The 15,258-nt window shown below is 76.6% G+C and carries 12 protein-coding genes; 10 read left to right on the forward strand and 2 right to left on the reverse strand.

All coding sequences use genetic code 11. The annotated features are described in order from the left end of the window. Positions 1–17: 17 nt before the first annotated feature. From CKY47_RS10635 to CKY47_RS10670, 8 genes are all read left to right on the forward strand, one after another. A complete protein-coding gene (locus CKY47_RS10635; protein WP_306745524.1) occupies positions 18–329 on the forward strand; it encodes a PAAR domain-containing protein in 312 nt (103 codons plus the stop codon). A gap of 3 nt (positions 330–332) precedes the next feature. Beyond that, on the forward strand, positions 333–731 hold the full coding sequence (locus CKY47_RS10640) for a GPW/gp25 family protein (RefSeq protein ID WP_306745525.1): 399 nt from the start codon (positions 333–335) through the stop codon (positions 729–731). A 5-nt stretch (positions 732–736) separates the two neighbouring features. Beyond that, positions 737–2,674 (forward strand): putative baseplate assembly protein, encoded by a 1,938-nt coding sequence (locus CKY47_RS10645; RefSeq protein WP_306745526.1) that lies wholly within the window; start codon positions 737–739, stop codon positions 2,672–2,674. After that, entirely contained in the window at positions 2,671–3,210 is a 540-nt protein-coding gene (locus CKY47_RS10650; RefSeq protein ID WP_306745527.1) for a phage tail protein, read from the forward strand. The genes CKY47_RS10645 and CKY47_RS10650 overlap by 4 nt, the downstream gene beginning before the upstream one ends. Next, positions 3,203–4,105: a zinc ribbon domain-containing protein gene (locus CKY47_RS10655; RefSeq protein ID WP_306745528.1), complete on the forward strand. Its 903-nt coding sequence runs from the start codon at positions 3,203–3,205 to the stop codon at positions 4,103–4,105. Before CKY47_RS10650 ends, CKY47_RS10655 begins: the two co-directional genes overlap by 8 nt. A 20-nt stretch (positions 4,106–4,125) precedes the next feature. Then, a complete protein-coding gene (locus tag CKY47_RS10660; protein ID WP_306745529.1) occupies positions 4,126–5,262 on the forward strand; it encodes an NAD-dependent epimerase/dehydratase family protein in 1,137 nt (378 codons plus the stop codon). Between the two features lie 115 nt (positions 5,263–5,377). Continuing rightward, a complete protein-coding gene (locus CKY47_RS10665; protein WP_306745530.1) occupies positions 5,378–5,953 on the forward strand; it encodes a helix-turn-helix transcriptional regulator in 576 nt (191 codons plus the stop codon). 1 nt (position 5,954) lies between these two features. Continuing rightward, complete coding sequence (locus CKY47_RS10670) at positions 5,955–6,134, forward strand: hypothetical protein (protein WP_306745531.1); 180 nt, start codon at positions 5,955–5,957, stop codon at positions 6,132–6,134. 29 nt (positions 6,135–6,163) lie between these two features. Here the strand turns inward: CKY47_RS10670 and CKY47_RS10675 are convergent, their stop codons facing one another. Both CKY47_RS10675 and CKY47_RS10680 read right to left on the reverse strand, forming a co-directional pair. Continuing rightward, on the reverse strand, positions 6,164–9,577 hold the full coding sequence (locus CKY47_RS10675) for an ATP-binding protein (protein ID WP_306745532.1): 3,414 nt from the start codon (positions 9,575–9,577) through the stop codon (positions 6,164–6,166). A gap of 30 nt (positions 9,578–9,607) precedes the next feature. Beyond that, on the reverse strand, positions 9,608–13,153 hold the full coding sequence (locus CKY47_RS10680) for an ATP-binding protein (RefSeq protein WP_306745533.1): 3,546 nt from the start codon (positions 13,151–13,153) through the stop codon (positions 9,608–9,610). 360 nt (positions 13,154–13,513) lie between these two features. Between CKY47_RS10680 and CKY47_RS10685 the strand changes: the two genes are divergently transcribed. Both CKY47_RS10685 and CKY47_RS10690 read left to right on the forward strand, forming a co-directional pair. Continuing rightward, positions 13,514–14,701, forward strand: coding sequence for a serine hydrolase domain-containing protein (locus CKY47_RS10685; RefSeq protein WP_306745534.1), 1,188 nt, complete (start codon positions 13,514–13,516; stop codon positions 14,699–14,701). Between the two features lie 273 nt (positions 14,702–14,974). Then, a partial coding sequence (locus CKY47_RS10690) for an endo-1,4-beta-xylanase (protein WP_306745535.1) occupies positions 14,975–15,258 on the forward strand: 284 nt, incomplete at its 3' end.

A 15,258-nucleotide genomic window follows, 5' to 3' on the forward strand; every position in this document is an offset into this window, starting at 1 on the left:
CGAGAAGAGGTCGGCAGATGCCTCCCGCAGCCCGATCGGGCGACCAGACGAGCCACGGCGGCGCGCTCGGACCGCCGCCGCCCCCGGCGGCGGTCCGGGTCGCCACCGTCCTGATCGAAGGAAGGCCCGCCGCGGTCGTGGGCGGCGTGCACGCGTGCCCGGTGCCGCCGCACGCGGCACTGGGGCCCGCGAACCTCGTCGTCCCGGGGCCCGGCTCGCTCGGTCCGCCGGTGCTGGTCGGCGGCCTGCCCGCGGCCCGCGTCGGCGACCGGACCTCGTGCGGGGCGAACGTGCTGCTGGGCGCGCTGACCGTGCGGATCGGGGGCTGAGCCGTGGACTTCGTCGGGCGCGGCTGGGCCTTCCCGCTGCGGGTCGGCCCCACCGGCGGCATCGGCATGGTGGAGCGCGACCAGGAGATCGCCGAGGCGATCCGGCTGGTCCTGGGCACCGCGCCCGGTGAGCGGCCGATGCGGCCGGAGTTCGGCTGCGGCATCCACGAGCACGTGTTCGCCGCCGCCGACGGCACCACCGCCGGGCACGTCGCCCGCGAGGTGCGGGCCGCGCTGGAGCGCTGGGAGCCGCGCGTGGAGGTCGACGAGGTCGCCGTGGCCTTCGACTCGGTCGACGTCGGCACGCTCTACATCGACGTGCGCTACACCGTCCGCACCACCAACGACCAGCGCAACCTGGTCTTCCCGTTCTACACGATCCCGGCCGAAGGGAGCGCGTAGCAGTCATGGCGCTGCCCGCACCGAACCTCGACGACCGCCGCTTCCAGCAACTCGTGGACGAGGCCAAGCGCCACGTCCAGCAGAGCTGTCCGGAGTGGACGGACCACAACGTGTCCGACCCGGGCGTGACGCTGATCGAGGCGTTCGCGCACATGGTCGACCAGCTCGTGTACCGGCTGAACCGCGTGCCCGAGCGCAACCACCTGGCGTTCCTGGACCTGCTGGGCGTCACGCTGTTCCCGCCGACCGCGGCGCGCGTGGACGTGACGTTCCGGCTGTCCGCGCCGCAGGACAACACCGTGCTGCTGCCGGTGGGCACGGAGGTCGCCACGGCGCGGCTGGAGCAGGACGAGCCGGTGGTGTTCGCCACCGCCGAGGAGCTGGCCGTGGTGCCGTGCGCGCTGGAGCGCCTGGTGACGCGCACGGCGGGGGGCGAGCACGCCGACCGCTCCCGGGACCTGGAGGCGGGCCGGGACGTGCCGTGCTTCCAGGCGAAGCCCGAACCCGGCGACGCCACCCTGTTCGGCCTGTCGAACGCCGTGCCGCGCTGCGTCGTGGTGCTGCGGCTGGACAGCCGGGTCGAGGGCATCGGCGTCGACCCGCGGCAACCGCCGCTGGTGTGGGAGGCGTGGGACGGCCAGGAGTGGGCGCCGTGCGCGACCGACGAGGACACCACCGGCGGCCTGAACCGGCCGGGCGAGGTCGTGCTGCACGTGCCCGCCGGGCACACCGCGTCGGTCGTCGCGGGCCACCGGGCGGGCTGGCTGCGCTGCCGGGTCGTCGAACCGGTGCGCGAGCAGCCGTTCTACGCCGAGTCGCCGACCGTGCGGCAGGCCGAGGCGTTCACCATCGGCGGCACGACGGTCGCCGAGCACGCCGAGACCGAGGTGGACGTGCCGCTGGGCGAGGCGGCGGGCGTGCCGGGGCAGCGGTTCGCGCTGCCGAGCGCGCCCGTGCTGCTGGACGGCGAACCGCCGGTGGTGCGGGTGTCGGAGGGCGAGGGCTGGCAGGACTGGGCGGTGGTGGAGCACTTCGGGCTGTCCGGGCCCGACGACCGGCACGTGGTGCTGGACGCGGCGCGCGGCGAGGTGGCGTTCCCGCCGGCGGTGCGCGAGGCGGACGGGTCGCTGCGCCGCTACGGGGCGGTGCCCGCGAAGGGCGCCGCGGTGCACGTGCCGCGCTACCGCACGGGCGGCGGCCGGGCGGGCAACGTGGCGCGCGGGACGATCACGGTGCTGCGCAGCTCCGTGCCGTACGTGGCGGCGGTGGAGAACCGCGAGGCGGCGCGCGGCGGCGTGGACGGCGAGACGGTCGCCGAGGCCAAGCTCCGCGCGCCGCACCAGTTGCGGGTGCAGGAACGGGCGGTCACCGCCGAGGACCACGAGCACATCGCCCGGCGGGCCGCGCCGTCGCTGGCCAGGGTGCGGTGCCTGCCGGTCGAGGGCGGCGGCGCGCGGGTGCTGGTCGTGCCCGACGCGGTGGCGGACCGGGGCGACCGGCTGCGGTTCGAGCAGCTCGTGCCCACCCCGGACGTGCTGCGGGCGGTGGCGGCCGCGCTCGACGAGCGCCGCCTGCTCGGCACCCGGATCGTGGTGGAACCGCCGCGCTACCAGGGCGTCACGGTCGTCGCGCGGCTGTCCCCGGTGGACGCGGCCGACGCGGCCCGGGTGCGCGAGGAGGCGGTGGACGCGCTGCACCGCCACCTGAACCCGCTGCGCGGCGGTGTCGACGGCACGGGCTGGGAGTTCGGCCGGCCCGTGCAGTTCGGCGAGGTGTTCGCGGTGCTCCAACGGGTGCCGGGGGTGCGGGTGGTGGAGGAGGTGCTGCTGTTCCCGGCCAACCCGATCACCGGGGCGCGCGGCACGCCCGCCGACCGGGTCGAGGTGGCGCCCAACGCGCTGGTGTTCTCGCACCGGCACCAGGTAGTGGTGGCGGGGCCGTGAGCCGCGCCGCCCTCCCCGGCCTGCCCAGCAGGCACCCGCTGGGCGCGGCGCTGCCCGCCCTGTACGCGGCGGACGACCTGGCGCAGCGGTTCACCGCCGGGCTGGACACCGTGCTGGCGCCCGTCCTGTCCACCCTGGACAACCTGGCCGCGTACTTCGACCCGGACCTCGCGCCCGACGACTTCCTGGCGTGGCTGTCGTCGTGGCTGGCGGCCGACCTCGACCCGGCGTGGCCGGAGGGGCTGCGCCGGGAGGTGGTGGCCCGGGCCGTCGAGCTGCACCGGCTGCGCGGCACCGCGCGCGGCCTGGTCACCCGGCTGGAGCTGTGCCTGGGGGTGCGCGCCGAGGTGCACGACGGGGCGGGCGCGGTGTGGTCGCCGGACCCGGACGGCGAGCTGCCGCCGTCCGCGGGCGCGGTCGTGGTGCGGGTGCGGCCGGGCCGGTCCGGCCCGGTGGACCGGGCGGAGGTGGAGGCGCTGGTCGACGCGGTGCGGCCGGTGCACGTGACGTGCGTGGTGGAGGTGGGCGATGACTGAGGCGCCGGGGATCGGGACCAGGCACTGCCCCCAGTGCGGCGCGCCGGTGCCGGACGGGGACGACTTCTGCGGCAACTGCGGCACCTACCTGGGCTGGGTGGAGGAACCGGAGCCGGGGGCGTCACCCCTGGCGCCCACCCTGGAACCGGTGCCGCCCGGCCGGCCCGTGCTCCGGCGACCGCTGCCGACCGCCTCCGCGCGGGACGCCGTGGTCGGGCCGCCGTGCCCGGCGTGCGGCACGGCCAACCCTCCGGACCGCCGGTTCTGCCGGCGCTGCGCGGCGGCGCTGCGGACCACCGCGCGCGAGGCCGCCGGGCCCCGCCGGCCCCGGCGGCGGTGGGGCGGCGACACGTCCCGCCTGCTGCGCCGGCTCGCCGCGCTGCTCGCGGTCGCCGCGCTGGTGGTGGCCGCGGTGCTGCTCGAACCGTGGATCACGCGGTGGCTGGACGACCTGCGCGACAGGACGGCGACGCCGGTGGCCGTCGCGCCGAGCACCGCGAAGGCCACCGCGGAGGTGCCGGGCCACCCGGCGTCGGACGCCGTCGACGGCCTGTCGAACCGCTACTGGGGCGCGCCCGCCGTGGGCGACGCCGTGGAGTTCGCGTTCGCCTCGCCGTTCCGGCTGCTGTCGGTCGTCGTGCACACCGGGGCGGGCGTGCAGCCGGAGGCGTTCGCCGGGCAGGGCCGGGCCACGGCGGTGGACGCCGTGGTCACCTCGGTCGACGGCACGCACCGCACGGTGCCGCTGTCGCTGGGCGACCGGTCCGGGCCGCAGCGCACCGACACGGCGATCAGCGACGTGGTGCGGGTGCAGCTGGTGGTGAAGCAGGCCGCCGGGCTCCCGCCGGGCGGGCACGTGGCGCTGGGCGAGGTGGAGTTCTTCCGCCGCCCGTGAGACCTACGAGAGGAGCGGACGTGGACGTCGTCGTGGTCACCGGCTCGGCCGGGTTGGTCGGCGGTGAGGCCGTGCGGGTGCTGGCCGACCGGTTCGACCTGGTCGTCGGGATCGACAACATGATGAGGAGGGACTTCCTGGGCGCGGCGGCGGTGGGCGCGGCGGTCGAGGCGCCGCCGAACCACCGGCACCACGCGGTGGACGTGCGCGACCTGGAGGCGCTGGGCGCGGTGCTGCGCGAGTACGGCTCGGACGTGCGACTGGTCGTGCACGCGGCCGGTCAGCCCAGCGCGGAGTGGGCCGCCGACGCGCCGCTGGTCGACTTCGAGGTGAACGCCCTGGGCACGGTGACCGCGCTGGAGGCCGTGCGGCGGTGGTGCCCGGAGGCGGTGGTGGTCGTCGTGTCCAGCCGCCGGGTGTACGGCGCGGCGCCGGACGCGTTGCCGCTGGTGGAGACCGCGACCCGCTGGGAGGTCGACCCGGCGCACCCGTACCACGAGCACGGCGTCGACGAGTCGCTGCGGCTGGACCGCGTCGACCGCACGTTCCTCGGGGTGTCGAAGCTCGCCGCCGACCTGGCCGCGCAGGAGTACGGCAGGCGGCTGGGCATGGCCGTCGGGGTGTTCCGGTGCGGCAGCCTGGCGGGCGCCCGGCACGCGGGCGTCGAACTGGACGGGTTCCTGTCCCACCTGGTGCGCAGCGCGGTGCGCGGTGCGGCGTTCCGGGTCATCGGGCACGGCGGCAAGCAGGTGCGGGACGTGCTGGACGCGCGGGACCTGGTGGAGATGTTCTGGCAGTTCTACCTGTCGCCGCGGCCCGGCGAGGTCTACCACGCGGGCGGCGGGCGGGAGCGCGGCGCGTCCGTGCTGGAGTTCATCGCGCGGTACGAGTACCTGACCGGGCGGGAGGTGCGGTTCGACTACGCGCCCGACCACCGGTTCGCCGACGTCCGGTGGTGGCTCACCGACACCCGCAAGTTCCGCCGCGACTACCCGGACTGGCGCCCCGTGCACGACCCGTCGGACGTGCTGCTGTCGCTGCACCGCCACTGGAGCGGCACCGCCCTTGACCTGGGCGGGTCCGGCGGTGTTGAGTTCGTCCACCACGGCTCTCCACGGCTCTCGGGAGACGCCGCCGCGCGTGAAGAATCCTTGTAGACGCGGTTGAGAGCGCGTGAAGCCGCCCCCTCCAGACTCGGATCGCAAGGCGAGACTGCGGGAGGCAGCGGTGGAGCGAGTCCGGGTCGCCGTCCAGGCGACGGATCACCTGAGCATGACCGGTTTGACGACCTACCTCGCGTCGAGGCCGGAGGTCGAGGTCCTGGGCAGCGCGCAGCACGCGCGGGCCGAGGTGGCGGTGGTGGCCGCGCCCCGGCTCACCGCGGAGATCGCGTCCCGGTTGCGGCGCGCGGCGGCCCAGGTGGGCGCGCCGGTCGTGCTCATCGTGGACGAGGTGGGCGAGACCGACGTGCTCGCCGCCGTGGAGTGCCGGGTGGTGGCGGTGCTCCAGCGGGCCTCGGTGACCGACGAGGTGGTGCTGGGCAACGTGCTGGCGGCGGCGACCGGGGGCGGCTCGATGCCGCCGGCGATGGTCGCCGAGCTGATGCGGCACGTGGAGCGCCTCCAGCGGCAGGTGGTGGCGCCCGAGGGCGGGCCGAACCAGCTGACCTCGCGGGAGGCCGACGTGCTGCGGCTGATGGCCGACGGGCTGGACACCGCCGAGATCGCCGGCCGGCTGTGCTACTCGGAACGCACGATCAAGAACGTGTTCTACGGGATCACGACCAGGTTGAACCTGCGCAACAGGCCGCACGCGGTGGCCTACGCCCTCCGGAAGGGGATGATCTGACGTGGAGGAGTCGACCGAGCGCACCGGGGCCGCGCTCCGGCACGTGGTGGACCTGGCGCTGCGGGGCATGAGGTCCCGCGGCGTGCGCACGCCGCACCCGGCGCGGCCGGCGCAGTGGGTGATGACCGCCGACGGGGTCATCGACGGCCCGCGCGACGAGGAACCGACGGCCGGCCGCTGACCGGGCCGCCGGGTCCTCCCGCTCCCGGTTCAGCGGGGCACCGCGACCCCGTCCGTCGCCCGGCGGACGTCCCACTCCGCGCCGAACCCGCGGTAGAGGGCGACCGCCTCGGCCAGCGCGTCCCCCGCCTCCGCGCCGCGACCTGCGCGCGCCAGCAGGACGGCGCGGTCCTCCAGGGTCTGCGCCAGCTCGAACGCCCGGCCGACCGACCGGTAGTGCCGCACCACCGGCGCCAGCGCGTCGGGGTCCTCCGCCAGCACGCCCCGGCACCGCTGCGCCGCCGCGGCCGCGCGGGCCGCCAGCGCCTCGCGCTCCGCCTCGGCCTCGCACGCCCTCGCCGCCGCCACGGCCGTGGACCGGTCGCCGGCCGCCAGCGCCAGCCGCACCAGCTCGGGCAACCACTGGTGCCGCAGCATCATGTCCGCGTACCGGGTGTCGAGGATCGCCCCGAGCACCGACACCGCGCCGGCCGCGTCGCCCTCCCGCGCCGCCGCCATCGCCTGCGCCGCCACCAGGAAGTCGCAGTTCTCCCGGTACGCCTCGGTGACCAGCGGCAGCGTCAGGCCCTGCGCCAGGTGCCCGGACAGCCGCTCGCCGTCGTCGCGGTGCGCGGCGATCAGCGCCGCCACGCCGTGCAGCAGCACCGGCCCGCCCTCCCGCAGGCCGTAGCCGGTGAACCCCGGGTCGCCCAGCACGCCGTCCAGCCGGGCCACCGCCTCGTCCCACCCGCCGAGCCAGTAGTGGTGCACGGCCGCCGCCAGGTGCAGCCCGGCCACCGGCGTGGTGCGCCCGGCCACCTCGAACGCCAGCTCCAGGTTCCGCCCGGCCTCGTCGAGCCGGTCCAGGCACTGGAGGGTGAAGATCCGGTTGTCCAGCAGCAGCAGGCGCAGGTCGGTGAGGCTCACGTCGGTGCCGACGACGTCCAGCGCCCGGTCCAGGTGGGCCACCGCGCGCGGGTAGTCCCGGCGCACCGCCTCCACCTGCCACAGCACCTCCAGCGCCTGCGCGATCGCGGACGGGTCCGCCGCCCGCTCCCCCGCCTCGACGGCCTCCCGCGCGCTGACCTCCGCGTCGGCCGACTCGCCCGTGCCGGCCCGCTGCACCAGCGCCAGCAGCGACAGCAGCCGGGCCCGCCAGCGGTCCGACAGCACCGGGTCGGCCAGCGCCTCCCGCGACGCGGCCACCGCGTCCTCGGCCCGCCCGCCCCGGTACGGCATGTAGGCGAGCATCCACCGCACCTCGGCCACCCGGTCGGGCTCGCGCAGGCACGGCAGCGCGCGGCGGGCGTGCTCCTCGGCCTCGGCGTCCCGGTTGACGCGGAACAGCGCGCCCGCCAGGTGCGCCATCAGCGTCGCGTCCCGCTCGTCGCGCGCCACCGACGAGCGCAGGCACCGCCGGAGCAGTTCGACGGCCACCAGCGGCGCCCGGTAGACCAGGGCGGGCGCCTGCTCGACGAGCCAGTCCAGCGCCCACGCGCCGACCTCGCCCGCGGCGGCCAGCAGCTGCTCGGCGACGTGGTCGACCGCCGCGCCGGACGCGGCGAGCGCCTGCGCGGCCTGCTGGTGCAGCGCGGTGCGCAGGGCGGCGGGCGTGCCCTCGTACAACGCCTGCCGGATCAGCGGGTGCCGGAACGCCATGCGCGGCCCGCCGTCGCTGAGCACCCCGGCGGCCAGCGCCTCCTCCAGCCGGGCCGCCAGGTCGACCACCGGCGTGCCCAGCACCACCGACAGGTCGCCGACGGCGAACTCGCCGCCCAGCAGCGCCGACCAGCGCAGCACCTCGCGCGTCGGGTCGGACAGGAAGTCGAGCCGGCCGGTCACGGCGGACACCAGCGACAGCGGGGCGCGGTCGAACGCGGTGTCGACGACCTCGGCGACGCCCGTGCCGACCGCCACGGCCTGCTCGCGCACCAGGGCGTCCGCGACCTCCCGCACGTACAGGGGGTTGCCGCCGGCGCGGGCCGCGATCCGGCGCAGCCCCGGTCCGGGCACCGCGCCGACCAGGCGGCCCACCAGCCCGGCCACGTCGTCGTCGGCGAGCGGGACCAGGTCGAGCACGGTGCCGTCGCACGACTCGGTGTCCCGGCGCAGCCGGGCGATCTCCGCCCGGTACGGCACGGGGCGGGCCACGCCGACCAGCAGCAGCGGCAGCCGCCGGGTGAACGCGGTGAGCCGGTGCCACACCCGGGCGCTCGCCTCGTCGGCCCACTGGAGGTCGTCGAGCGCGAACACCAGCGGGCCGTCCGCGCACAGCTGCTCCACCAGCGCCACCAGCCGGTCCACCGCCTCGAACACCGGGTCGGCGTCGCCGAAGAGGGAGCCCGCGGGCCGTTCCTGGCCGAGCGCGTGCGCGGTGGCCGACCGGCGCGGGTCCGCCGAGCGCGCCTCCACGGCGAGCGCGTCCAGGGCGAGCCGCAGCGGGAACCTGGTGCCCAGCTCGTCGGCGACGGCGAGGGCGACCTGGTGCCCGGCGCGCCCGGCGCGGGCGAGCACGGCCCCGAGCAGCGCGGACTTCCCGATGCCCATCTCGCCCTCGACCCACAGCACCCGGCCGTGACCGGCGGTGACGTCGTCCACGAGCCGCCCCACCGCGGCCAGCTCCGCGCGGCGGCCGACGAGCTCGGTGCCCGGTCCGGGGGTCGGGGCCGGGCGCGCGGGTGGCGCCCCGTCCCGGTCGCGGCCGGTGAGGATGCGCTCGTGCGCGGCGCGCAAGCGCTTGCCGGGCTCGACCTCCAGCTCGGTCACCAGCACGCGCCGCGCGTCCCGGAACACCTCCAGCGCCTCGGCGCTGCGGCCCGACCGGTGCAGGGCGAGCATCAGCAGTTCGCGGGCGCGTTCGCGCAGCGGTTCGTCGGCGACCAGCGACGCCAGCTCCGCCACCACCTCGGCGTGCCCGCCCGCCGCCAGCGCCGCCTCGGCGCGCAGCTCGCGGAGCACCGTGCGGGCCTCGGCGAGCCTGCGCCGCTGCGCCTCGGCGAACGGGCCGACCAGGCCGGCCAGCGGGTCGCCCCGCCACAGCTCCAGCGCCTCCTCCGCGGCCCGCCGCGCCGCCCCCGGGTCGCCGGCGGCCAGCCGCCGCCGGGTCGCGTCGGCCAGGGCCTCGAACCGCGCCACGTCCACGTCGGCGGGGTCCACCAGCAGCCGGTAACCGGAGCCGGCCGACACCAGCAGGCGCGACGGCGTGCCGCGCGGCCGGTCCGGTTCCAGGGCCTTGCGCAGCGCCGACACGTAGGTGTGCACGCTGCCCTCGGCGGTGGCCGGCGCGTCCTCGCCCCACACGGCGGACACCAGCTCGTCCCGGGTGACCCCGCCGGCGCGCAGCGCGAGCACCGCGAACACCGCGCGCGGGCGCGACGAGCCCAGCGCCACCTCCCGGTCACCGACCCAGGCCCGCACCGCCCCCAGCAGCTCGACCCGCACCGCGCCCGTCATCCCGTCGACCACCTCTGGTCCTCCCCCGTCGCGCCGCGCCGGTCACCCGGCCCACGTCGTCCCCTCGGCCGGTCCCGTTCCCGTCGTGGCCGCGCGCCACCGCGCGTCCGCGCGCCGCACGTCGTGCACCGCGCCCACGGCCCGGTAACCGCGCACCGCCTCGGCGAGTACCGACGCCGAGCCCGACAGCACGGCCGCGTCCTCCAGCGCCCCGGCCAGCTCCACCGGGCGGCCGACCGCGCGGAACCGGGCCGCCGCCTCCAGCACGGGCGCCGGGTCGCCCTCGACGAGCCCCCGGCACCACGCCAGCGCGGCGGCGGCCCGCGCGGGCTCGCGTTCCGCGGCGGCCTCCTCCTCCGCGACGGCCAGCGCGCGTGCCGCCGGCTCCCGCCGCCCGCGGTCGACCGCGAGCCGGGTGAGGAGCGGCAACCACTGGTGGCGCAGCACCATCCGCGCGGTGGTCGACAGCACCGGCTCCAGCACCGCGAGCGCCTCGTCCGGCCGGCCCGCGCGCTCCGCCAGCACCGCCCGCGCCGCCGGCAGGAAGTCGGCGTGCTCCCGGTCCGACGGCGTCACCAGCGGGTGCGCGGCGGCGGCGAGCAGGTGCGCCTCGGCGACGTCCACCCGGTCGCGCCGGGCCGCGACGAGCGCCGCCACCCCGTGCACCAGCAGGGCCGGGCCGTGCTCGCGCAGGCCGAACGACGTCCCGGCGTCGGACACCAGCGCCCGCGCGCCCTCCTCGGCCGCGGCGTCCCACCGGCCCGACCAGTAGTCCTGCACGGCGGTGGTGACCCGCACGTCGCGCGATGCCGTGCCGCCGACCGGTTCGCGCGCGGCGGCCAGCACCTCGTCCGCTTCGGCGAGCCGGTCGAGGTTCTGCAACGAGAACGCCTTGTTGTCCAGCAGGCCCAGGCGCAGCTCGGTGAAGTCCGGTCGACCTCCGATCACGGCCAGCGCCCGCTCGACGCGCGCCAGCGCGCCCGCGTGGTCGCGGCGCACCGAGTCGACCTGCCACAGCGCCTGGAGGGCGTGCGCGACGGCGAACTCGTCGCCCGCCTCCCCACCGCGCCGCACGGCCCGGTGGGCCACCTCCTCGGCCGCCGCCACGTCGTCGAGCCCTTCCCGCAGCACGGCCGCCAGCAACGCCTCCAGCCGCGCCCGCCACGCCGGCGGCACGGCCGGGTCGGCGGAGGCGGCGCGCAGCGCGTCCACCGCCTCGGCGGCGCGACCGCCGCGGTACCCGACGTGGGCGAGTATCCAGCGCATCTCGGCGGCCCGGTTCGGGTCGCGGGTGCGCGCCAGCACGTACCGGGCCTCGGCCTCGGGCCCGCGGCCGAGCCAGAACACCAGCCGGGCCAGCAGGGCCGCGAGCCGTTCCCGGTGCTCGGCGGCGAGCGCCGGTCCCCCCACGACGGCGCGCAGCAGGCGGACCGCGGTGTCCGGCGCGCGCCTGCCCAGCGCCGTGCCGCGGTCCACCAGCCAGTCCACCGCCCACGGGTCCACCGCACCGGGCGCGGCGGCCAACTGCTCGACCACCAGCTCCACCGGGGCGCCCGCCGTGGCCAGCGCCTGCGCGACCCGGCGGTGCAGCGCGGTCCGCACCGCCGCCGGCGTGCCGTGGTAGAGCGCCTCGCGGATCACTGCGTGCCGGAACGCGAGCTTCGGGCCGGCGTCGTCCAGCAGGCCCGCGGCGGTCGCCTCCTCCACCGCGGCGATCAGCTCCGAGGACGGGCGGCCCAGCGCGGTCGCCGCGTCGCCCAGGGCGAACTCGGTGCCCAGCAGGGCCGCCGACCGCAGCACCTCCGTCGTGCCGGGCGACAGGAACGCCAACCGCCGCGCCACCGCCGAGACCAGCGAGCGCGGCGGGTCGTCGTCCAGCGGGGCCCCGGTCTCGGCGACGCCGTCGCGCACCTCGATCGCCTCGTCGCGCACCAGCGCCTCGACCATGTCCCTGGTGTAGAGGGGGTTGCCGCCCGCGCACTCCACGACCGGCCGCAGGCTCTCCCCCGGCACCGCGCCCACCAGGTTCGCCAGCAGCGCCGTGCCCGCCTCGGCGGACAGCGGCCTCAGCCGCACCACCTGGCCGCCGGACGCGACCACCGCCCGCCGCACCTGCTCGACGTCGGCCCGCCGGGGCACCGACCGCACCGCGGCGACCAGCAGCAGCGGCAACCGGTGCGCCACGCGCAGCATCCGGTGCCACATCAGCACGCTGGCCTCGTCCGCCCACTGGAGGTCGTCCACCACGACGGCCAGCGGGGCCTCCGCGCACAGCTCGTTCACCAGCGCCAGCAGCCGGTCCACCACCACCGGCACCGGGTCGCCCACGGCGGGGGCGCGCAAGGCCCGAGCCAGCTCCGCCCGCCTCGGGTCGGGCGAGGTCTCCGCGACGCCCAGGGCCTGGAGCACCACCCGCAGCGGGGTGCGCGGCGCGACCTCGTCACCCGCGCCCCAGGCCACCCGGAAACCGGCGTCGGGGGCGCCCGCCAGGCCCGTCGCCAGCAGGGCCGACCTGCCGATCCCGGGCTCGCCCTCCACCCACACCGACCGCCCGCGTCCCCCGGCCGCGTCGGCCAGCGCGCGGCGCAGCACGCCCAACTCCAGGTCCCGCCCGACGAACACCCCCGCCGCGGGCATCGCGGGGTCCGGGTCGACGTGCCGGGGGGACCGGACCGGCGAGCCCGGATCCAGCAGGCCCCCGCCCGGCAGGCCCCCGCCCGGTAAGCCCGTGCCACCCGTAGTCCGGACCGCCGGACCCCGGATCGCCGGACCCCCGCCGACCGCGTCCGGACCGGGCGCGGGTAACGCGCCCCTCGCGCCGGCGCCCTCGTCGGCCAGCACCCGCTGGTGGGCCTCGCGCAGCGCCGCACCCGGCTCGATGCCCAACCGCTCCACCAGCACGCGCCGGGCGTCCTGGAACGCCTCCAGCGCCTCCCCCGACCGGCCGCCGCGGTGCAGGGCGGTGATCAGCAGCGCCCGCAGCCCCTCGCGCAACGGGTGCTCGTCCACCAGCACGGCCAGGTCGGCGACCACGTCGGCGTGCCGCCCCAGCACCAGCGCCAGCTCGGCGCGCCGCTCGACGACCGCCAGCCGCAGCTCGCGCAACCGGGTCCGCTGCGCCTCGGCGAACGGCCCCGGCACGCCGGACAGCGCGTCACCCCGCCACAGTGACCGCGCGAGGTCCAGCTCGGCCAGCGCCGCCGACGGGTCGTGCGCGCCCAGCGCCGCCGCGCGCTCCCGGTGCCGCTCGAACCGGTGCACGTCGAGCCCGTCCTCGGCCAGCTTCAGCGAGTACCCCGACCCCGCCGACACCAGCACCCGTGACGCCGAGCGCTTGGACCGCGTGGGCTCCAGCACCCGGCGCAGGCCGGACACGTACGTGTGGAGGCTGGCCGCCGCGGTCGTGGGCGGTGCGTCGCCCCAGACGGCGTCGACCAGTTCGTCGCGCGACACGACCTGGTCGGCGCGCAGCGCGAGCACCGCGAACACGGCCCGCCTGCGCGCCGTGCCGAGGTCCACCTCGGTGCCGTCCCGCCACGCCCGCGCGGGACCGAGCAGGGCGGCGGTGACGGGGGCAGTGGCGCTCATCACCATTTCCGTCCAATGCGCCTGGAATGCGATCCGGTCAGCCTCTTGCCTGCTTTGCACCGGTGGTGTAAAGCGAATGCGGAATGCCCCGAACACCCCGACCACGCCAGGTTATCACGTGGTCACTCAAGCCCTTGACCTGCGCCGACCATTTCACCAAGCGAGACGCAAGGCCATTCGACATTCGCGCTCCGGACAATTGTCGAGGTCACCCGCACCGCTCCCGAGGCCACCCTATTGGCACTCGCCCCGCGCCGTCGCCATCCTGCGGGCTGATCCGCCGCTACCACCACGGGGGTAAGCGGGGTTGCCGTTCCGGGGCGACGACACGGGCGTCCGGCACGCCTAGTTTCCATTGACATGAAACGACTTCTCGCCCCCCTGCTGGCCGCCGCGCTGGCCGCGACCCTCACGGGCGCCGCGCACGCCGACCACCGCACCGCGTCCCCGCTCCAGCGGGACGCGGACGCCCTGCTCGCCCAGGGCGCGCCGGGCGTGCTGGTGGAGGTGGACACCCCGCGCGGCGACGTGCGGGTGCGCAGCGGCGTGGCCGACACCAGGACGCGCAAGCCGGTGCCGTGGAACGCGAAGTTCCGCATCGGCAGCTTCACCAAGACCTACGTCGCCGCGACCGTGCTGCAACTGGTCGGCGAGGGCAGGCTGTCGCTCGACGACACGGTCGAGCGCCGGCTGCCCGGCGTCGTGCGGGGCAACGGCAACGACGGCGGCAGGATCACCGTGCGCCAACTGCTCCAGCACACCAGCGGTCTGCACAACTACATCCTCCAGCTGCCGTTCATCTTCAAGGGCGACGAGTTCCTGGCGGAGCGCTTCCGCACCGTCACCGCGGCGGAGGCCGTCGCCCTCGCCACCGGCGTCGCGCCGGACTTCCAGCCGGGTGAGAAGTGGCGCTACTCCAACACCGGCTACGCCGTCGCGGGCATGATCATCGAGAAGGTGACGGGCCGCACCTGGCAGCAGGAGGTGCGGAAGCGCATCCTCGACCCGCTGCGCCTGCGCGACACCTTCCTGCCGGGCACCTCGCCGGCCATCCCGAAGCCGCACGCCACGGCGTACGAGCGCTTCCCGGAGAAGGGCCTGGAGGCCGACCCCGAGGACCCGCGCTACGGTCCCGCGCTCGACGTCACCCACTTCAACCCGTCGTGGGGTGGCGCGGCGGGCGACATGATCAGCACCACCGACGACGGCAACCGCTTCCTCCAGGCCCTCATGGCCGGCGAGGTGCTGCGCCCGGCCGAACTGGCCGAGATGAAGCGCACCGTTCCCGCGACCGGGTTCGAGCAGGGGTGGCCGGGCGTGCGGTACGGCCTGGGCCTGATGTTCATCCCGAACGAGTGCGGCGGCTACTGGTCGCACGGCGGCGACATCCCCGGCTTCATGACGCGCAACGGCGTCACCGACGACGGCCGCCGGTCCGTCGTCGTCTCGGTCAACACCGACTCGCTGATCCCGACGCCGGGCACGGCGCCCGCGGTGGGCGACCCGACCGCGACCCTGGTCGACCGCGCCCTCTGCGGCAGGGGGTAGCCCTCCGGCGGTGCCGCCGACAGCGCCCTCCGGTGAGGTCCCGAACGCCCGGTGTCCGGAAACGGCCACCGGGCTTTCGCACGGGGAGGGACCGATACTTTCGTAACCCACTGAAGCGAGTCGGACGATCGCCACGCCCACATTTTGGCGTCTCTATAGGTGATTACAAGTTCTTGACGAGTTCAAGCAGGCCCCTTACGTTGCGAAAGCGTCACCCTTTCCGACCGAAACTTTCGAGTCGCCCTGTGGTGTGACGACACCTTGGAGGAAGTGATGTCCAGAACTGCTGTCACCGCCGCCGGCAGGCAGGCCGACCGGGGGAGATCACGCCGCGTCGCGGTCGTGGCCGGCGTCATCGGGCTGCTGGGCGCGACGGCCGTGGTGCTGCCGAGCATCGCCAGCGCCGGCACCACGCTGGGCGCGTCGGCCGCGGAGCAGGGCCGGTACTTCGGCACGGCCGTGGCGGCGAACAAGCTCTCGGACTCGACCTACGTGAACATCCTGAACCGGGAGTTCGACATGGTCACGGCCGAGAACGAGATGAAGATGGACGCGAC

This window comes from Saccharothrix longispora, assembly GCF_030852425.1.
Lineage (GTDB): Bacteria > Actinomycetota > Actinomycetes > Mycobacteriales > Pseudonocardiaceae > Actinosynnema > Actinosynnema longispora.